We start from the raw sequence: 19190 nt of genomic DNA, 5'->3' as shown, positions 1-19190 counted from the left end.
TGAATGGTCATGCTCTTTTTTTATGCGGTAAAATAGGCTATTGAGTTACTTCTGTATAGTAATTATTAATAATCGGATACAAGAATGAGAAAACTCTAATTATTCTCTTGTATTCTGAGAAAGATCCTCATATAATGTAAACATTCAACACTTATTAGGTTTAGAGAAAAAGGGGATCTTACTATGAGCAAAGAGAAAGCACCGCAGCTTAAACGTTCGATGACTGCGGGTCAAATGGAAATGATTTCCCTTGGGGGCGCTATTGGTGTCGGGTTGTTCATGGGGGCAACCTCCACTATTAAATGGACGGGACCATCCGTGTTGCTGTCCTATGCCTTCGTGGGATTAATTTTGTATATTGTCATGCGTGCCTTGGGGGAAATGATTTATGTCAACCCCGGCACCGGTTCCTTCGCCGATTATGCGACGGAGTATGTTCACCCACTGGCCGGCTATCTTGCTAAGTGGGCCAACGTGTTTGAATACATTGTCGTTGGGATGTCAGAAGTGGTGGCATCAACCCAATATCTGCAGTATTGGTGGCCACACCTCCATACCTGGTTCGTTGGTATTATTATCATTATCTTCCTGGTATTAGCCAACTTAGCTAGTGCCAAAGCTTATGGATCACTGGAATTCTGGTTTGCCATGATTAAGGTCGTTACGATCATCTTAATGATTATCCTGGGCCTGATGGTGATCCTGTTTGGCTTTGGTAACGGTGGCCACCCAACTGGCTTCTCCAACCTGTGGGCTCACGGTGGTTTCTTTACCGGCGGCTTCAAAGGTTTCTTCTTCTCAATGTCAATCATTGTTGGCTCTTATGAAGGAATCGAACTGCTGGGGATTTCCGCCGGTGAAGTTGCCGACCCACAAAAGGCGGTTGTCAAGTCAGTTAAATCAGTCCTGCTGCGGATCTTGATTTTCTACATTGGTGCTATTTTTGTAATTGTTACGATCTATCCGTGGAACAAGTTAAGCAGTGTTGGTTCACCATTCGTTTCGACTTTTGCCAAGGTTGGGATCACCTCGGCTGCTTCCATCATTAACTTCGTTGTGCTGACGGCCGCACTGTCTGGAGCTAACTCGGGGATCTACAGTTCCAGCCGGATGCTGTTTAAACTGGCTCACGAAGGTGACGCGCCAAAGGTCTTTGGCCGTGTTTCCAAACGAATCGTTCCTGACGCGGCAATCATGGGGATTTCTGGTGGGATCCTGATTGGTTTCATTTTGGACTATGTTTCCACTATCTTCTCCAAATCAACGGCTGACATGTTCGTGATTGTCTTTAGTTCTTCAGTTCTGCCCGGCATGATTCCGTGGTTCGTTATTTTGCTGGCCGAATTGCGTTTCCGCCGTAACAACCCTGACTTGATGAGTACCCACCCATTCAAGCTTCCCCTTTACCCAATCTCTAATTACTTCGCCTTTGCAATGTTGATCGTCATCGTGATTTTCATGTTCGTCAACCCGGACACCCGGATTTCCGTTTCAGTAGGGGCAATTGTCCTGATTCTGGCAACGGTCGTTTACCTAATTCGGCACCACGGTTTGTCAACTAATAGTGAACAAGAATAATTGCGCTAAATGTGTTACACTCTACTACTGTAAATTAAGCAGGGAGTGAACAAGGTGCAAAGGAAGATTATTGCAAAACTTCATTACAACGACTTGCGGCAGATTGGCCGTGCAATCGTAATAGGGGTGCTCACCGGTGCAATGGTGAGCGCCTTTCGTTTGTTAATCCAAAAAATATTAGCATTTGTGATCAAAGCCTACCAGTACTTTCATGTGCATCCTTTATGGCTCATTCCATGGGCAATTGGTTCGGTCATCTTGGCTCTCATTTTAGGCTGGGTTTCCCAGAAGTATCCTGACATTCAAGGATCAGGGATTCCTCAGGTTGAAGGGCAATTAACGGGACAGTTTGATGAAAAATGGTGGCCGGTGCTTTGGCGCAAGTTTGTCACCGGGGTTCTGGCCATCGGTTCCGGACTGTATTTAGGACGTGAAGGACCCTCGATTCAACTTGGGGCCACGATTGGTCAAGGCTATGCTGAAATGTGGCAGGTCACGCCGATCGAACGCCGCGTGGGCATTGCATCTGGTGCTGCGGCGGGTCTGTCAGCTGCCTTTAACGCTCCGATTGCTAGTTCAATGTTCGTTTTGGAAGAAATCTATCATAATTTTTCACCATTGATCTGGTTATCGGTCTTCATTTCCGCTTTATCAGCTAACGGGGTCGGCATGCTGGTCTTTGGTTTGAAGCCTGACCTGGATGTCATTCACCAGTTATACTTCCCAGTCAACCAGTACTGGGCGTTGATTCTGATGGGCCTGGTCCTGGGTGTTTTGGGGCGTCTCTACCAAGTCGTCATCCTGAATCAAAACAATTGGTTTAAGAAGGTGCGGTGGTTCAAGCCAGCCTGGTACCCAGTTGTACCGTTTCTGCTGGTCATCCCGATTGCCTGGTTTGCGCCTATCACGCTGGGCGGTGGCAACCAGCTGATTGTCGCCCTGCCAAGCTTGAAGCTGCCGATGTTAATGATTATCGGGCTCTTCATCCTGCGTTTCGTCTTCTCGATGATTAGCTATGGTTCACAAATGGCCGGGGGCATCTTCTTACCGATCCTGACTTTGGGAGCGGTGATTGGGGCCGCCTTCTGTACCTTGCTGGCCAGCCTGGGCCTGGTTCCGGCAACCTATTTGGCTAATTACGCCATTTATGCGATGGCCGGTTACTTCGCCTGCATTTCTAAGGCACCATTTACGGCAATCTTATTGATTACGGAAATGGTCGGATCCTTGGCCCACTTGATGCCATTAGCCGTCGTTGCGGTGACGGCCTATGTGGTGGATGATCTGTTGAACGGTCGTCCGGTATACGCCGAAATGATGTACAACATGTTGGGCAAACGGCCATCAGAAGAGTTGACCGGAATGACCCAGATGACGACTACGGTTTATGCCGGTTCCCAATTGGACGGTGCTCGGATTAGCGACTTCGATTGGCCCCAAGGCAGTCTGGTGATGGGCATCTATCGTGGTGAACAGCAGCTGGTTCCACATGGTGACACCGAGCTGCAAGCGGGCGACACATTGGTTCTGCAGTTAACTGGTGAGCAGCACCTTGCCAACCAGCAGGTGATTAACCACGCCGCTCATGATGCAGGCCGCTAGATATTAATGAACAAATATGCTATTATTTAAAAGATATGTCACGTTAAATAGGAGGCACACCATTGCAAAATACATTAATGACCCTCTTTTTAATTGACTGTGTCGTTTTAATTGCTTGTGTAATGATGCAGCCAGCTAAAAACGACAATGATGCAATGTCTGCTTTGAACGGTGGTGCCGGAGACTTGTTCTCCCGGAAAAAGGCCCGTGGTTTTGAAGCGGTGATGCAGATTGTTACTACCATTGTTGGAGCGCTGTTTTTCATTTTGGCGCTGGCATTGGTATTTGTTTCGACACACAAATGATTTTAAAAGAGGCTGGGAATAACGATTGGTTATTTTCGGCTTTTCTTTTTGGATGATTTATGATTATCAAAACGTTTTGAAGAAAGGTACACGATGACTGATTTAAAAGCAAAAATTATAGCAACCCTGCAGGATAATGCGCCTATTAGTTTGTCGGCGGAAAAGATTGCGCGTCACCTGGGGATGCCTTCAGCACAAGACTTTACGCCCATTGTGCAGGCATTAGCCCAATTGGAACGGGAACACAAAGTAGAAGTCACGGATAGTGGTGAATTCAAGGCCGTTCCGCAACAAAAGACGATTACGGGGATTTTCCACGGTAACAGCAAGGGCTTTGGTTTTGTGGCTTATGATGATGACCTGCCTGATATCTACGTCAACCCGGATCACACGAAGCATGCGCTGACGGGGGACGAAGTTGAGGTCAAGATCCTCCGTGCTGCACAACCAGGCAGCGATCAGGGTCCTGAAGGTGCAGTTGTTAAGGTCACTGAACGTCATTACACCCATGTGGTTGGTGAATTCAAGCACCTGACCATGGGCAACTACATTGGCGAAGTGATCTTGAAGGACAAGAAGCTGAGCAACTTCCGCTTCTACGTCACGGATGATGGCCTGCACCCGCAAGATAACGAGGTGGTCAATGCCAGCATTGCTACCTACCCATCTGACCAGTCGCCAGAAGTGATGACGGGTCCAGTTTTGGAAGTTGTCGGTGACAAGGACGAACCAGGGATCGATATCCTGTCCGTTGTCTATGCCCATGATGTTCCCCACGAATTTCCTAAAGAGGTCATGGACCAGGCCAACGCAATCCCATTGCACGTCCTCCCAGAGGAAAAGAAGGGGCGTAAGGACATCACCAACCAACCGCTGGTCACGATCGACAGTATCGAATCCAAGGACTTGGACGATGCCGTTGTTGCCTGGAAGATGGAGAATGGCCACTACCATTTAGGGGTCCACATTGCGGATGTCAGCCATTACGTCAAGCCAGGAACGCCATTAGACAAGGAAGCCTTCAAGCGGGGCACGTCGGTCTACCTGACTGACCGGGTAATCCCGATGCTGCCGCGGCGTTTGTCCAACGGTATCTGCTCGTTGAACCCCAATGAGGAACGGCTGGCAATGTCTTGTGAAATGGAAATCGATGGCCATGGTAACATCGTCAAGCACGCCATCTTCCCGAGTGTAATCAAGTCGCATGCGCGGATGACCTACAAGGCAGTTAACGCCATCTTGGAAGACCACGACCCTAAAGTGATGGAGCAGTACAAGGACCTCGTTCCAATGTTTGAGACGATGGGCGAATTGCACCAGATCTTGCTGAAGCACCGTCATGACCGTGGTGCCATCGATTTTGAAGCCCCAGAAGCAGAAATCATTGTTGATGACCAGGGGCACCCGACCGATATCCGTTTGCGGCATCGTGGCGTGGCCGAAAAGCTGATTGAATCCTTCATGCTGGCTGCCAACGAAACGGTGGCTGAGCACTACTTCAAGAAGCACGTGCCATTCTTGTACCGGATCCACGAAAAGCCGGATCAAGACAGGATCAAGTCCTTTGCCGAATTCCTGAGCGTCTTCGGAATTGAGATGAAGGGTGACTTGGACAACGTTAACCCTAAGATGCTGCAGAACGTCCTGAAGAAGGTCGCCGGCACGCCCGAAGAAGAAATGGTCCAAGTGATGATGCTGCGCAGTATGCAACAGGCCAAGTACTCAGACGAAGAAGTGGGTCACTTTGGCTTGGGTGCACAATACTACACCCACTTTACGTCGCCAATTCGGCGTTATCCTGACGATACGGTCCACCGTTTGATTCGCTGGTATGCCGAACACGGTACCGGTGAACGTGCCAAGGCCAAATACCGCGACCAATTGAAGGAAATTGCCGAACACACGTCAGTTACCGAACGTCGGGGGATCGACACGGAACGTGATGTGGACTCCATGAAGAAGGCTGAATACATGGAAGATCACATTGGCGAAACCTTTGACGCCATTGTCAGTTCGGTCATGAAGTTTGGGCTCTTTGTCCAGCTGCCGAATACGGTTGAAGGACTGGTCCACATCAGCGCAATGAATGATGATTACTACGAGTATGTGGAGAAGCAACTGGCGCTGGTCGGTCGCAGTCACCACCACATCTTCCGGATTGGGCAACCAGTCAAGGTTAAGCTGCTGCGGGTTGACAAGGATCAACGTGAAGTCGACTTCGAACTGGTCAACCCGGATGATGCGCCAGTCACCAAGCTGCGCGTGCCACATAATGATCGTGGTGAACGTGGTCGTGGCAGACGGCATGGCAACTCGCGGCATAACGATCACCGGAATTCTCACGGTGATGGCCGTCATAATGGCTCACGGAATCACCGTCAGATCAACCGTGGTCAAAGCCGGCATCGGGGAGATAAGGACTTTAAGATCCGCAAGCGTCGTCGTTAATTAGGAGGCGAGATTGATGGCTAAAAAGTCACATGAACCAACCGCGTCCAACCTGGTTGCACAAAATAAAAAAGCCCGTCATGATTACTCAGTGTTGAGTACCTATGAAGCAGGCTTGGTATTGACCGGAACGGAGATTAAGTCGGTTCGTGCTCACCGGGTGAACTTAAAGGATGGGTACGCACAGTTTCATAATGGGGAACTGTGGCTCATGAATGTTCATATCAGTGAGTACGACAATGGTACTTACCATAATCAAGACCCGCTGCGCAACCGCAAGCTCTTGCTGCATAAGAAAGAGCTGAAGCGAATCAGTGGCGAGTTGACCAACAAAGGGATCACTTGCATTCCGTTAAAGATGTATTTGAAACATGGCTTTGCCAAAGTCTTGCTGGGGATCGCTCAAGGGAAACACGAGTATGATAAACGTGAAGCCATCAAGCGTCGTGAGCAGGACCGCCAGATTGAACGGGTTATGAAGCATTATTAAGAAACAGGGAGCGTGACAGAAGCTATTAATGGCTTCGTAGTCACGCCCCCGCGAGCAACAATAGGCCCCCAATGTTCTGCTTTGCCAGAACGTTGGGGGCCATTGTTGTACCGCCTGTTAACTTTCGATGTATATAAAAGGACTTATGTCATAGTCCCTTTGTTTTACTTAAGCAATTGGTTTAAATAATCGGCACAATGGTCATACAGGCTCGTGGCCATTCCAGGCAGGGCTGAATGTTTGAAGCCCCACTGGCGGACTCGTAGTGGCGCCTTTAATTTCCGGTGGGCCCAGTGATTCAAAACGTAGGCCACCAAGATCGCCAAAGGTTCGTCGGCTTCTTGGTTGACGGTGATGGTCAGGTAATAGCCGTTGGTGGCTTGGTCGGGAACCATCTGAAAGACCTGCTGCGTGTTGCGGAAGACGCGGTAGTGGTTCGTTAAGGCATTGCCCACAATCACCCAGTTCAGGCCATGGATATAAACCACCTCGGACACGAAGCCTAATGTCTTGCCGATCGTGCCCACACGTTGTTGATTCGCATAGAGGGCAAACTTCGGCATCAGTCCCAGCCCCAACTGTTTAACTTCCGCGAGCAGGGTCCCTTGCATCGTGTACAAAGAGAGGGCGTCGTGACGAATTCCCCACTTGCCAGTAACCAGGTAACAGGCATTGTTATTAGAATCGTGGATGATCGTGGTTGATTCGTCTGTTGCCCGGTCACGCAGGTAAAGTGTTCGCATTAGGACGTCCTCCTTTTTCAGTTACCTATATTCTAGCCTAAACCATTCGGATTGAACAGTTTTAGCAAAGTGACAGGGTGTCTATGGTAAAATAGATTCGAGGTGGCGCGCCATGAAACAACTTATTCATAACGACTGGTGGCCAATACTGAAGCCCCAGTTTGAATCCGCATATTATCAGCAATTACGCAAGTTTCTCATCAAGGAATATTCGCAGCATACCGTCTATCCAGAGATGCACCATATTTTTGAGGCCTTTGAGTGGACGCCGTTTAGCAAGGTGAAGGTCGTAATTTTGGGCCAGGACCCTTACCATGGCCCTCATCAGGCACACGGCTGCAGTTTTTCTGTTTTGCCGGGAGTACCAGTCCCGCCGTCATTGCAGAATATTTATAAGGAATTGCAGTCCGACCTGGGCTATCCGCCCGTCAATCACGGTTACTTGAAAAAGTGGGCAGATCAGGGAGTCTTGCTGTTGAATTCCGTCCTGACGGTGCGTGATGGGGTAGCCTTTTCGCACCGCGGACATGGTTGGGAAAAGCTGACCGATGCGGCAATTAAAGCTCTTTCTGATCGACCAGAACCGGTTATCTTTATCTTGTGGGGACGCGCGGCCCAGTCGAAGAAGTCTTTGATTAACTTGAAGACCAACATTGTTTTGGAGTCAGCTCACCCGAGCCCGTTGTCAGCCAACCGCGGTTTCTTTGGTTCCCGACCTTTTTCCCGGACCAATACCGCTTTGAAGGCGATGGGTGAGGAGCCAATTGATTGGCAGTTGCCGGCACATGTGTCATTAGATAAGGAGTAGTGCATAATGAACGTTTTTCAAAAGATGGAAGATCAATTAAAGCAGTCACCAAAGACCATTGTATTTCCAGAAGGATCGGAACCCCGGGTTTTGGAGGCTGCCACCAAGCTGGCCAAAAGCGGCATGATTAAGCCATTGTTGCTGGGTAATCGTGATGAAGTGGCCCAGGTGGCTAATCAACAGCAATTAGACTTGACGGGCGTGCAGATTTTGGATCCGGCCGAATACCCACTGGCTGACCGGCAAGAAATGGAACAAAGCTTGAACGACCGCCGCAAGGGCAAGAATACCCCTGAAGAAGTGGCATCCATGCTCAAGGACGTCAGCTACTTTGCCACCATGCTGGTTTACATGGGCAAAGTTGATGGAATGGTTTCAGGAGCAGTGCACTCAACTGGTGACACAGTTCGTCCGGCATTGCAGATCATCAAGACCAAGCCTGGTACCAAGCGGATCAGTGGTGCCTTCCTGATGCAGAAGGGCGATCAGCGTTACATCTTCGCTGACTGTGCCATCAACCTGGAGTTAGACGCCCCAACGATGGCTGAAGTCGCTCAGCAAAGTGCCGAAACCGCCAAAATGTTTGGCATCGATCCAAAGGTAGCACTCTTGAGCTTCTCCACGAAGGGTTCCGCTAAGGGCCCAATGGTTACCAAGGTCCAGGAAGCCTACAAACTGGTTCACGAAGCGGCTCCTGAACTGCAAGTCGATGGTGAACTCCAATTTGATGCCGCCATCGACGCAACGGTCGGCAAGTTGAAGGCCCCTAATTCACCAGTTGCCGGACACGCTAATGTCTTTGTCTTCCCAAGTCTCGAAGCCGGCAACATTGGCTACAAGATTGCCCAGCGCCTGGGTGGCTTCTCTGCTGTGGGCCCGATCTTACAAGGCCTGAACGCTCCAGTCGCTGACCTGTCACGGGGTGCCTCACCATACGAAATCTACCGGGTAGCAATCATCACTGCAGCGCAGGCGAAGTAACATGATTACTTATTCTCTCAATAGTCGTGAAGCAACCATTGAACTAGGCCGTCAGCTGGCACCTTTATTGCAGGCCGGTGATGTGATCGTCTTAAATGGTGACCTTGGTGCAGGAAAGACCACCTTCACCAAGGGCTTAGCGCAAGGCTTGGGCATCCATGACCTGGTGCGCAGCCCTACCTTCACCATTATTCGTGAGTATCATGGCGGTCGTCTACCCCTGTACCACATGGACGTTTACCGTCTGGAAGATGGCGGGGCCGAAGATCTGGGCCTGGACGAATACTTTGACGGTGATGGCGTCTCGGTCGTTGAATGGGCGCAATTTGCCGAAGATGAACTGCCGGATGACTACTTGGCCATCACCTTCAAACGGACCGACGTGGAGAACCAGCGGCAGCTGCAGTTAACCGCCCATGGCCAGCATTTCAAAGAAGTATTGGAGCAATTGAATGAGCGACGAAATCGTAAGTATGAAAACGGCAACGGTTGACGATGGACCGGCCGTCCTGGATTTGTTAAAGCAATTGCAAACCGAAAGCAATGTGGTGCTGATTGCCCATCTGCAATCGATGACGAAAGAGAAGGCCCGGGCCGACTTGGATCAGTTGAGCGATCGTGATGATGCTATCGTGCTTTTGGCCATGGTTGGTCAATTGCCAGTGGGCATTTTGACGGTGACGCCGGCTGCGGATGGTCAAGGCGAACTTGGTGTGGCCATCTTAAAGGACTATTGGCACAATGGCATCGGCACAATGCTGGTCGATGAGGCTGTTTATTGGCTCAATCATTTCAGTTCCTTGCCCAGCATCAAGCTTGATGTTTTCGCCGATAACGAACGGGCGTATGCCATCTACCAGCGACTGGGCTTTAAAGAAGTTGGCAGAAGGCAGGCCGAAGATTCGCGCGGTCAATTGCAGACGGCGATCATGATGCAAATTAAGCGCCAGACAGAGTAAACAATAACGGGCCCCAAAGTGGTGATCACTTTGAGGTCCGTCTGTGTTTATTAGCTGTAATATTAGCCCTGCATCTTGATGAAAGGCAGGAGTTTCTGTTTGCCAAAATGTTGAGCTTGATAAATCAGGATATCGGCACACGCCTGAGCGTCGTCTAAAGCGTTGTGGTGATGGTGGAGGTCAATCTGCAAGGCGTCCGCAACCGTATTCAACTTGTGGTTGGCTAGCTGGGGCAACAAACGGCGGCTGGTCCGCAATGTGTCTAAACTTTGGTAGGCTGGGGGCTGGATGCCGTAGTGTTCCAGCGTTGCCTTTAAGACATTGTTGTCAAACGTCGCGTTGTGGGCGATGACCAATTTGTCAGGAACGTAAAACTGCTGAATGTGCTGCCAGACTTCGGGAAAAGTCGGTGCATCGGCCACGTCCCGGGAATGGATGCCGTGAACCTGGATGTTGCGCCAGCTAAAAGGCACTCCCGGGTTGATGAGGGAATAAAATTCGTCTTCAATGTGGTTGTTTCTAACAATCGTCAATGCTAAAGAACACGCACTGTAGCGTTTGGCATTAGCGGTTTCAAAGTCCATCGCAACAAAATTCATGTTGAACCCTCCATCACAAAATTACATTAATTTTAGCGGGTGTGGAACCGATTTTCAAATTTAGCGAACCTTGAGATATAATGAAACAAGAAATTTAAAGAGGATGGATAAAAATGACTGTTAATCTGATTGATCAGTTTCCTGAAATTGAGATTAAGCAAAATGAACCATTGTCGCACTATACGAACACCAAAACTGGTGGTCCGGCAGACTGGCTGGCCTTTCCAGCTAACGTGGACCAGGTTCAGCAACTGGTAACCTTTGCCCATGACCAAAAGATGCCGCTAACGATCATCGGCAACGCCAGCAATTTGATCGTCAAGGATGGTGGGATTGCCGGATTGGTCATCATTACAACGGCGATGAAGGAGATTTCCGTCCATGACACTACCGTCACTGCGGATGCCGGGGCTGCCTACATCGACGTTACTAAGGTTGCCCGTGACCATTCCTTGACCGGTTTGGAATTTGCGGCCGGCATTCCTGGTAGTGTTGGTGGTGCCGTCTTCATGAACGCTGGTGCCTATGGCGGTGAAACTCAGTTTGTGGTATCTAAAGCGACAATCATGCTGCCAGATGGGACGATTAAGGAACTCAACAATCAGGAGTTGGATTTCGGTTACCGTCACAGTTCCGTACAGGACAACGGAGCAGTGGTTCTGAGTGCTGACTTCCAGTTGAAGAAGGGTGACCAGGCAGCCATTACTGCCAAAATGGATGATTTAAACGCGCGGCGGGCCGCCAAACAGCCACTGGACCTCCCTTCCTGTGGCAGTGTCTTCAAGCGTCCAAAGGGCTACTATGCCGGCAAACTGATTCATGATGCCGGATTGCAAGGCTACACATCTGGCGGTGCCCAGGTGTCAACTAAGCATGCTGGCTTCATCGTTAACATCAATCATGGTACGGCCACCGACTACTTGAATGTCATTCATCACGTTCAAAAGACGGTTCATGATAAATTTGGTGTCGACCTGCATACCGAAGTACGAATTATTGGCAGAGATTAAGCGCTTTGCACGATTAATGCTATAATTAGGCGGTATTTGAAAGAGGAGGTATTTGCATGCAGACGATTACCGCACTCCTCACATGGCGAAACCTGGCTAGCTTGATTGATATCCTAGTTATTTGGTTTTTGATCTATCAATTAATGGTGCTGATTCGGGGGACCCGTGCCGTTTCATTGTTCAAGGGCATTGTAGTCATCCTGGTGGTCCGGCTGATCAGTTGGGCGATGGGTTTGACCACCGTCTCCTGGGTCATGGACCAGATCATTAATTGGGGAGTCATCGCTATTGTGGTGGTCTTCCAGCCCGAAATTCGGCGGGGCTTGGAACACATTGGGCGTGGGTCAATTTTTACCCGCAACCCATCAGGCAATGAAGAAGCCGAAAATATGATCAAACAGCTTGACCAAGCCATTTCCTACATGTCGAAACGACGGATTGGTGCTTTGATCAGTATTGAAATGGATACTGGCCTGGAGGAATACATCGAGACCGGGATTCCGATGGACGCCGACATCACCGGTGCCTTGTTGATCAACACGTTTATTCCGAACACACCCCTGCATGATGGTGCCGTGATTATTAAGAACAACCGGATTGCGGTGGCTGCCGCTTACCTGCCACTGTCAGACAGCAAGCTGATCCCCAAGGAATTGGGAACCCGGCACCGGGCCGCAGTGGGGATTAGTGAAGTCACGGATGCGTTGACAATTGTCATTTCGGAAGAGACCGGTGAAGTTTCCTTTACCAAGGATAACGAACTGATTCGCAACATGTCGCGCAAGGACTACCTGAAGTTCTTACGGGCCAACCTCTATCAAAAGCAGAGCAACAAGAAGCAAAGCCTGTTTGAACGCTGGTTAGGCAAGATCCATTGGCAAGGAGGGAAGCACGGTGAACGATAAAGAAGACAGCATTTTTAGCAGCCTCTGGTTCCTGCGGATTATTTCTTTAGTACTTGCTATCTTCCTGTTTGTGTATGTTAATGGCGGCAAGAACGGGCAGTTTCGCCAAAACTCCGACAGCAATCAGAGTGTGATGTCCAACAAGAGCGAGTCCATCAAGATGCCGCTGCAATTGCGGATGAACTCACGGAAGTATGTCGTGACCGGCTACCCTCAGTACGTCAAAGTCAAAGTGGTTGGCCCGGGTGCGTTGGTCACAAGTACAGCCAACACGCAGAATTTCAAGGTTTATGCTGACTTGACCGACCTCAAGACGGGTCATCATACGGTCAAGCTTAAGACGTCCGGTCTGAATTCGGAACTGAAGGCTAAGGTGACGCCAAAGGAAATCAACGTGAATATTCAACCACGGCGGACGATTACCAGTAAGGTTGAGGTTCGCTTGAGCAACCGGAATTTGGATGGTCAATATCAAGTCGGTCGGCCAACACCGTCAATGTCAACGGTGCAAGTCACCGGTACAAAGAATCAAGTGCGTAAGGTCGCTCGGGTCATCGCTTACGTTGATGTGCCAAAGGATTCTACCCATGACATCCATCGGCAGGTTACTTTGCAAGCTGTTGACAAGAAGGGCCGGGCCGTGGATGTAGTGGTCGTGCCAAACACGATTACCGTCACGGTGCCGATCATCGGTGGCGGTGAACCTGGTGATGACAATAACAGTTCAAGTGCCGATAATTCTTCATCGGGTTCAAGTGCTAGCAGCAGTTCTTCAACAAGAGATCAGGGCAATCAGTCCAACAACGCTACTGCTACCAGTAATAGTGATAAACGTAATTATTAAGGAGAAGAAAAATGAAATTAAAGTATTTTGGAACTGATGGTGTTCGGGGAGTCGCCAATCAAGATTTGAGTCCTGAATTGGCCTTCCGGGTTGGCCGTTGTGGCGGTTATGTTTTGACCCGTCACTCAGAACGCAAGCAGCCACAAGTTTTGGTTGCCCGCGACACGCGGATTTCCGGCCAGATGCTGGAAAATGCTCTGGTTGCCGGCTTGTTGTCAGTCGGGATTGAAGTGCTGCGCTTGGGTGTTGTTACGACTCCTGGCGTTGCCTACCTGGTGCGGGCTCAGGAAGCCGATGCCGGTGTCATGATCACTGCCTCCCATAACCCGATTCAATACAACGGGATCAAGTACTTTGGTGGTGACGGCTTCAAGCTTTCCGATGACCTGGAATACGAAATCGAACAGTTGCTGGATGCTCCGGAAGACAAGCTGCCACGTCCATCCGCTGAAGGCTTGGGCCAAGTTGAAGACTACAAGGAAGGCGCTTTGAAGTACACCGATTTCTTGGAACAGACGGTTTCCGCTGATTTATCCGGTTTGAAGGTCGTTGTGGATGCGGCTAACGGTGCGGCCAGTGCCATTGTGGCAAACCTGTTTGCTGATCTGAACTTGGACTTTGTACCGATCCACACCCAGCCAGATGGCCTGAACACCAATGATCATTGTGGTTCCACCCATCCTGAAAGTTTGCAGAAGAAGGTTGTCGAGGAAAAGGCTGATCTTGGGGTAGCCTTTGACGGTGACGGTGACCGTTGTATTGCGGTTGACGGTGATGGCAACCTGGTCGATGGTGACAAGATCATGTACATCTGTGGTAAAAACATGGACGAAAATGGTCGTTTAAAGAAGGACACGGTGGTCACCACTGTGATGAGCAACATGGGCATGTACAAGGCCTTGGAGGCTCACGGTATGACGAGTGTCAAGACCAAAGTGGGTGACCGTTACGTGGTTGAAGAAATGCTGAAGAACGGTTACAACCTCGGTGGTGAACAGTCAGGCCACATTATCTTCCTTGACCACAACACGACTGGTGACGGTATGCTGACGGCTTTGCAATTGCTGCAAGTGGTCAAGAACACCGGTGAAAGTCTGGCCAACTTGGCTAGCGATGTCACGACCTACCCACAAGAATTAGTCAACATCAAGGTGGCCGACAAGCAGGCGGCGATGAAGAATGAAAAGCTGCAGGCCGTCATCAAGGAAGTTGAAGACGAAATGGCCGGCGAAGGTCGGGTATTAGTACGGCCAAGCGGTACGGAACCGCTGCTGCGGATCATGGCTGAGGCACCGACGAAGGAAAAAGTTCATGCCTACGTCGAAAAGATTGCCGATGTTGCCCGCCAAGAATTAGAAGTCAAATAAAAAATTTAGCTCGCGAAGAAACTTCACGGGCTATTTTTTTAAGGATTTAATGCTAACCGTTTAACATTTTTTGAAAAAAGCGAACAATTATGTTTGACAATCGTTATGATCCAATTTACCATTACGTTATCGTGATTGCTTGAGCATAATTGATTTAGGGGTTCAAGCTATCTATACCAATTGATAAAAGGATGGACGAAAATATGTGTGGAATTGTTGGTGTGACAGGAAATAAGGACGCAGTTTCGATTCTGATTGGGGGACTCAAACGACTCGAATACCGTGGCTATGATTCAGCTGGAATCTATGTTAACGATCAAAATGGTCATGACTACCTGGTCAAGCGTCCGGGTCGGATTAGTGAATTGGAAGCAGCCATTACGCCTGACGTTCACGGTAGTGCTGGTATCGGTCACACTCGCTGGGCAACTCATGGGGTACCAAATGAAGCTAACGCCCACCCACAATACTCCAAGGATGATCGTTTCTACGTTGTCCACAACGGTGTGATTGAAAACTACCAACAATTAAAGGATCAATACCTGGAAAACTACCCATTCAAGAGCCAGACTGATACGGAAGTCTTAGTGGCCCTGGTGGACAAGTTCGTTGTTGAATACAAGATGGACACCAAGTCAGCCCTGTTGAAGATGCTGCGCCTGATCAGCCCAGACTCTTCTTACGCAATGGTCTTAATGGACCGCAAGCAGCCAGACACGCTCTTCGTTGCTAAGAACAAGAGCCCATTGCTGATTGGGGTTTGCGATGGCTACAACATGGTTGGGTCTGATGCTCTCTCAATGCTGAAGCAGACGAACCGCTTCATGGAATTGGAAGATCATGAATTAGTGATCGTCAAGCCAGACAACATCAGCATCGAAGACTTTGACGGTAACATCAAGCACCGTGACACCTTTACTGTGGACATGGATGCGGATGCTGTTGGTAAGGGCGGCTACCCATTCTACATGCTGAAGGAAATCAACGAACAGCCGGCCGTAATGCGTAAGCTGGTTCAACACTACTTCAATGGCGACCAGCCACAAGTCGACGAAAAGCTGCTGGCTGATTTGAAGAACGCCGACCACATTTACATCGTTGGTGCTGGTACCAGTTACCATGCCGGTTTGGTTGGGGCACGGTTGTTTGAAAAGATGGCCAAGATCCCAACGACGGCCCACATTTCATCTGAATTTGCTTATGAACACCCACTGCTGTCCAAGAAGCCATTCTTCATTTTCTTGACGCAGAGTGGTGAAACTGCCGATAGCCGTGAAGTGCTGGTTCACGTTAACGAACAGCATTGGCCAAGTTTGACCATTACCAACGTTGATAAGTCGACCTTGTCACGGGAAGCAACTTACACGATGCTCTTGGATGCTGGTCCGGAAATTGCCGTTGCCTCAACCAAGGGATACACCGCTCAAATCGCTGTTGAAGCCATCTTAGCCAAGGCCTTGGGTGAATACCTAAACTATGACGAAGCTAAGAACTTCGACCTGAAGAACCAGCTGGGCAGCATTGCCAATGGTATGCAGTCAATCATTGACAGCAAGGATGACTTCCAGGCACTGGCAAGTCACTACCTGTCACAGCCACGCAACGCCTTCTACATTGGCCGGGGCATTGACTGGTCCGTATCTCTGGAAGCAGCCTTGAAGCTGAAGGAAATTTCCTACGTTCAGGCGGAAGGATTTGCTTCTGGAGAATTGAAGCACGGGACGATTGCCTTGATTGAAAAGGGCACCCCAGTGATTGCAATCATCACGCAGGACCGGACGGCTGGTCTTACCCGGAGCAACCTGGAAGAAACGCAGGCTCGTGGTTCTAATGCATTGACGATTGTGGCTCGTCACTTAGCCAAGGAAGATGACACGGTGGTTATTCCTGACTGTGACCCATTGCTGACTCCATTGTTGTCAGTCATTCCAGCCCAATTGTTGGCTTACTACACCAGCCTGGGCAAGGGCCTGGACGTTGATAAGCCACGTAACCTGGCCAAGTCAGTTACGGTTCAATAATTGAGAGTTTAATGGTGGTGTGTTGTGGATTGATTCCATGCACACCACATTTTTGAGAAAGAATTGACAGCGCTTACAAAAGGGTTTAGTATAAAAGCATAAGGTACTAAATACCTTCTAATCAATTCTCTTTCTCTCTTATGCCAATCACCGCCCGATCGACGGTGATTTTTTGTTACAATGGTTGCGAGGTGAGACATAGTGGCAGATAAACCAGGAACACTAGATTTAATTGAAGAAATCACGCGCAATGACGGTAGCAAATACTATGAGATCGGGAACATGGTTCATAACGGTCGTGCAGAATTGGCTGCCGAACGTGGTTTTATTAAACAGGTGCGGATCTTGAAATTGAACATTCCGCACTCACAAAATGTGATTAAGTACGAGCGATACATCAATGATCACTACACGATGCAGGATGAATCCATGGACCACTTCGAGGAATGGAAGAAGACGCCCGAGATGGAAAAAGTGGTCAAAGAAATTATGGCTGAAAACCATGCTGGTTAGTCAGTTAATAATTTAAATATGGCGTAACTGAAGCTGTTGGTAACTTCAGCTACGCTTTTTTATGTCTAATTTCTTGGTTAATATGGCTATACGTTGAACAGTTTTATCGCTATAATAAAATGGTATTTTCATTACAAATGTAACAGGGGGATCATCGGTAATGCGGCCGGCTTTTGAAGAAGAACAGTTGCGACCTCGTCATCATTACGTGACGGGGATTGATGGCTTGCGGACCATCGCGGTAATTGGGGTTATTATTTATCACCTATTACCCAACGTGATGGTCGGCGGCTTTTTAGGTGTACCGCTATTCTTGATTGTGTCGGGATACTTTATCACTGGCCAGTTGTTGAAGGCTTGGGAGCACAACACCGTCGATATCAAGGCCCTGTACGAGCGGCGCTTTACCCGTTTGTATCCGGTCTTGGTGACGATGCTGGTCTTTACGACGGCCTACATTACATTGTTCGCCCGTCAGCTGCTGCACCAGATCCGGGCGGTGATTTTAACCAACCTGTTGTGGGTCTACAACTGGTGGGAGATTGGCCCTGGTCAGTCTTACTTTGACCGCTTTGGTGGTGAATCGCCGTTTACCCACCTATGGACTTTGGGTGTCGAAGCCCAGTTCTACCTCCTGTGGCCGTTGATTTTGTTATTGCTGCTACACTTCTGTGGCCGCCGCATTAGCCAATGGCTGGTCTTAATATTGGCGATTCTCTCTGCCGTTGAAATGGCCAAGTTGTTTGACCCGCAAAACCTGAACCGGGTTTACTATGGAACCGACACACGGGCCTTCTCACTGTTGCTGGGCTCCTGGCTGGCCTTCGTATGGCCGCAGGGACGGTTGAACCCCAACACCAATCCGAGTGTGCGAGCGTCGTTGAATGGCGTCGGCGTGGCGGCACTGTTGATTACGATCTTTAGTTTCTTCCACCTCAATGGCCAAAGCCCGCAGACTTATCATGGCTGGATGTTCTTCTACAGCGTGATTGGGATGGTGTTAGTGGCTACGATTGTGCACCCAGGATCCGATATGAACACCTGGCTCACCAACCCTGTCTTTACCTGGGTCGGCAAACGTTCCTACGGCATTTATGTTTACCAGCTACCAGTCATGATCTTTTATGAAAAGGTCGTCCAGGTGGGCTCACACCCGTGGCTGAATGGCTTGGTCGAATTAGCACTGATTTTAGGAGTGAGTGAATTGTCATATCGCTTTATTGAAAAACCATTGCATAACTACTCATGGCGGGACCTGCCCATTACCATCGTGGAATGGTTTGACATCCGCCACCGTGGCTGGAAACAGTGGTTGGCCATCGTTCCCGCTTCCTTGGTCTTCTTAACGGCGCTGGCTGGCTTTACAACTCCTGACCGGGCACCACAGAAGACGGCCGTTCAAAGTCGGATTGAACATAACCATAGTACGGTAACGGCCCACAACAAGATGTTGGCGGAAGGCAAAGTGCCAAAGGTTTCCACCAACAGCAAGTCCTTAAAGAAGAAGTTTGATTTGACCAGCAGCCAGGTTGCCAGAGCACGGAAACTGCATGTGACCGCGATTGGGGACTCGGTCATGGTCGATGCTTCCAAGAACCTCCAGGAATTAGTGCCAAACGCCTATGTTGACGCAAAGGTTGGCCGGCAAGGCAGTGAGGCATTACCGGTGATTAAGGACTTGAAAGCTAAGGGCCACCTGTCCAAGATTGTGGTCTTGAACTTAGGAACTAATGGGCCAATGACAAATAGCACCGTTAATGACATCATCGAGGAAATCGGCAGCGGCCACCAAATTTACTGGATTACGCCACACGTCCCATCTAAGAGTTGGGAAGCTACAGTGACGCACCAGATTAAGCGGGCCGCTAAGAAGCATTCCAATGTGCACGTTGTTGACTGGCATGACCAGAGTGAAAACCACAGTGAATGGTTTGCGGATGACAATGTCCACATGAACGAGAAGGGAAATGCCCAGTTTACCCGTTTGATTGTGAAGACGATTTTGGCAAAGGAGTAG

The 19190-nt window shown here is 49.3% G+C and carries 18 protein-coding genes; 16 read left to right on the top strand and 2 right to left on the bottom strand.

Going from position 1 to position 19190, the window contains the following annotated elements; all coding sequences use genetic code 11:
* The first annotated feature begins 183 nt into the window (after positions 1–183).
* The 5 genes from IV45_RS00835 to smpB all read left to right on the top strand — a co-directional run bounded on the left by IV45_RS00835 (position 184) and on the right by smpB (position 6423).
* Positions 184–1578, top strand: a complete 1395-nt coding sequence (locus IV45_RS00835) for an amino acid permease (RefSeq protein ID WP_057739704.1) — start codon at positions 184–186, stop codon at positions 1576–1578.
* 54 nt (positions 1579–1632) lie between these two features.
* Entirely contained in the window at positions 1633–3180 is a 1548-nt protein-coding gene (locus IV45_RS00830) for a ClC family H(+)/Cl(-) exchange transporter (RefSeq protein ID WP_057739702.1), read from the top strand.
* 62 nt (positions 3181–3242) lie between these two features.
* Entirely contained in the window at positions 3243–3485 is a 243-nt protein-coding gene (gene secG / locus IV45_RS00825) for a preprotein translocase subunit SecG (protein WP_057739700.1), read from the top strand.
* Between the two features lie 93 nt (positions 3486–3578).
* Positions 3579–5933, top strand: a complete 2355-nt coding sequence (gene rnr / locus IV45_RS00820; RefSeq protein ID WP_057739699.1) for a ribonuclease R — start codon at positions 3579–3581, stop codon at positions 5931–5933.
* Positions 5934–5949: 16 nt separating this feature from the next.
* Positions 5950–6423, top strand: a complete 474-nt coding sequence (gene smpB, locus IV45_RS00815) for an SsrA-binding protein SmpB (protein WP_057739697.1) — start codon at positions 5950–5952, stop codon at positions 6421–6423.
* Positions 6424–6587: 164 nt separating this feature from the next.
* Here the strand turns inward: smpB and IV45_RS00810 are convergent, their stop codons facing one another.
* Positions 6588–7166 carry an LURP-one-related/scramblase family protein gene (locus IV45_RS00810; protein WP_057739695.1) on the bottom strand — a complete coding sequence of 193 codons (579 nt, stop codon included), beginning with the start codon at positions 7164–7166 and terminating at the stop codon, positions 6588–6590.
* Between the two features lie 112 nt (positions 7167–7278).
* On the opposite strand from IV45_RS00810, the gene IV45_RS00805 reads away from it, so the two are divergent.
* Genes IV45_RS00805 through IV45_RS00790 form a run of 4 tightly spaced genes read left to right on the top strand, consistent with a single transcriptional unit; the run spans position 7279 to position 9914 of the window.
* Positions 7279–7974 (top strand): uracil-DNA glycosylase, encoded by a 696-nt coding sequence (locus IV45_RS00805; protein ID WP_057739693.1) that lies wholly within the window; start codon positions 7279–7281, stop codon positions 7972–7974.
* A gap of 6 nt (positions 7975–7980) precedes the next feature.
* Complete coding sequence (gene pta, locus IV45_RS00800) at positions 7981–8955, top strand: phosphate acetyltransferase (RefSeq protein ID WP_057739691.1); 975 nt, start codon at positions 7981–7983, stop codon at positions 8953–8955.
* Between the two features lies 1 nt (position 8956).
* A complete protein-coding gene (tsaE, locus tag IV45_RS00795) occupies positions 8957–9448 on the top strand; it encodes a tRNA (adenosine(37)-N6)-threonylcarbamoyltransferase complex ATPase subunit type 1 TsaE (RefSeq protein WP_057739689.1) in 492 nt (163 codons plus the stop codon).
* Complete coding sequence (locus IV45_RS00790; protein ID WP_083487216.1) at positions 9408–9914, top strand: GNAT family N-acetyltransferase; 507 nt, start codon at positions 9408–9410, stop codon at positions 9912–9914. Before tsaE ends, IV45_RS00790 begins: the two co-directional genes overlap by 41 nt.
* Positions 9915–9976: 62 nt before the next feature.
* On the opposite strand, the gene IV45_RS00785 is transcribed toward IV45_RS00790, so the two are convergent.
* Positions 9977–10513 (bottom strand): 3'-5' exonuclease, encoded by a 537-nt coding sequence (locus IV45_RS00785; RefSeq protein ID WP_057739686.1) that lies wholly within the window; start codon positions 10511–10513, stop codon positions 9977–9979.
* Positions 10514–10626: 113 nt separating this feature from the next.
* Here IV45_RS00785 and murB point away from each other — a divergent pair, with 113 nt between their 5' ends.
* The 7 genes from murB (at position 10627) to IV45_RS00750 (ending at position 19190) form a co-directional block, all read left to right on the top strand.
* A complete protein-coding gene (gene murB / locus IV45_RS00780) occupies positions 10627–11523 on the top strand; it encodes a UDP-N-acetylmuramate dehydrogenase (protein WP_057739684.1) in 897 nt (298 codons plus the stop codon).
* A 56-nt stretch (positions 11524–11579) separates the two neighbouring features.
* Positions 11580–12428: a diadenylate cyclase CdaA gene (cdaA, locus tag IV45_RS00775; protein ID WP_057739682.1), complete on the top strand. Its 849-nt coding sequence runs from the start codon at positions 11580–11582 to the stop codon at positions 12426–12428.
* Positions 12418–13272 (top strand): CdaR family protein, encoded by an 855-nt coding sequence (locus IV45_RS00770; protein WP_057739680.1) that lies wholly within the window; start codon positions 12418–12420, stop codon positions 13270–13272. The genes cdaA and IV45_RS00770 overlap by 11 nt, the downstream gene beginning before the upstream one ends.
* Before the next feature lie 11 nt (positions 13273–13283).
* The gene (gene glmM, locus IV45_RS00765; protein WP_057739678.1) at positions 13284–14639 is read left to right on the top strand and encodes a phosphoglucosamine mutase; all 1356 of its coding nucleotides are present in this window, start codon (positions 13284–13286) and stop codon (positions 14637–14639) included.
* 203 nt (positions 14640–14842) lie between these two features.
* Entirely contained in the window at positions 14843–16660 is a 1818-nt protein-coding gene (gene glmS, locus IV45_RS00760; protein WP_057739676.1) for a glutamine--fructose-6-phosphate transaminase (isomerizing), read from the top strand.
* A 201-nt stretch (positions 16661–16861) separates the two neighbouring features.
* The gene (locus IV45_RS00755; protein ID WP_057739675.1) at positions 16862–17173 is read left to right on the top strand and encodes a hypothetical protein; all 312 of its coding nucleotides are present in this window, start codon (positions 16862–16864) and stop codon (positions 17171–17173) included.
* Positions 17174–17333: 160 nt separating this feature from the next.
* Positions 17334–19190 (top strand): acyltransferase family protein, encoded by a 1857-nt coding sequence (locus IV45_RS00750; RefSeq protein WP_057739673.1) that lies wholly within the window; start codon positions 17334–17336, stop codon positions 19188–19190.

Origin of the sequence: Limosilactobacillus secaliphilus (assembly GCF_001437055.1) — a bacterium.
Lineage (GTDB): Bacteria > Bacillota > Bacilli > Lactobacillales > Lactobacillaceae > Limosilactobacillus > Limosilactobacillus secaliphilus.
The sequence above is the reverse complement of the archived record's forward strand: the minus strand, read 5'-3'. Positions and strand labels throughout refer to the sequence as shown.

Bases quoted from the DNA above. Each gene is read 5' to 3' on its own strand.
- IV45_RS00835 (WP_057739704.1), top strand. From the start codon at position 184: ATGAGCAAAGAGAAAGCACCGCAGCTTAAACGTTCGATGACTGCGGGT.
- rnr (WP_057739699.1), top strand. From the start codon at position 3,579: ATGACTGATTTAAAAGCAAAAATTATAGCAACCCTGCAGGATAATGCG.
- smpB (WP_057739697.1), top strand. From the start codon at position 5,950: ATGGCTAAAAAGTCACATGAACCAACCGCGTCCAACCTGGTTGCACAA.
- IV45_RS00810 (WP_057739695.1), bottom strand. From the start codon at position 7,166: ATGCGAACACTTTACCTGCGTGACCGGGCAACAGACGAATCAACCACG.
- IV45_RS00805 (WP_057739693.1), top strand. From the start codon at position 7,279: ATGAAACAACTTATTCATAACGACTGGTGGCCAATACTGAAGCCCCAG.
- pta (WP_057739691.1), top strand. From the start codon at position 7,981: ATGAACGTTTTTCAAAAGATGGAAGATCAATTAAAGCAGTCACCAAAG.
- tsaE (WP_057739689.1), top strand. From the start codon at position 8,957: ATGATTACTTATTCTCTCAATAGTCGTGAAGCAACCATTGAACTAGGC.
- IV45_RS00790 (WP_083487216.1), top strand. From the start codon at position 9,408: ATGAGCGACGAAATCGTAAGTATGAAAACGGCAACGGTTGACGATGGA.
- IV45_RS00785 (WP_057739686.1), bottom strand. From the start codon at position 10,513: ATGAATTTTGTTGCGATGGACTTTGAAACCGCTAATGCCAAACGCTAC.
- murB (WP_057739684.1), top strand. From the start codon at position 10,627: ATGACTGTTAATCTGATTGATCAGTTTCCTGAAATTGAGATTAAGCAA.
- cdaA (WP_057739682.1), top strand. From the start codon at position 11,580: ATGCAGACGATTACCGCACTCCTCACATGGCGAAACCTGGCTAGCTTG.
- glmM (WP_057739678.1), top strand. From the start codon at position 13,284: ATGAAATTAAAGTATTTTGGAACTGATGGTGTTCGGGGAGTCGCCAAT.
- glmS (WP_057739676.1), top strand. From the start codon at position 14,843: ATGTGTGGAATTGTTGGTGTGACAGGAAATAAGGACGCAGTTTCGATT.
- IV45_RS00750 (WP_057739673.1), top strand. From the start codon at position 17,334: ATGCGGCCGGCTTTTGAAGAAGAACAGTTGCGACCTCGTCATCATTAC.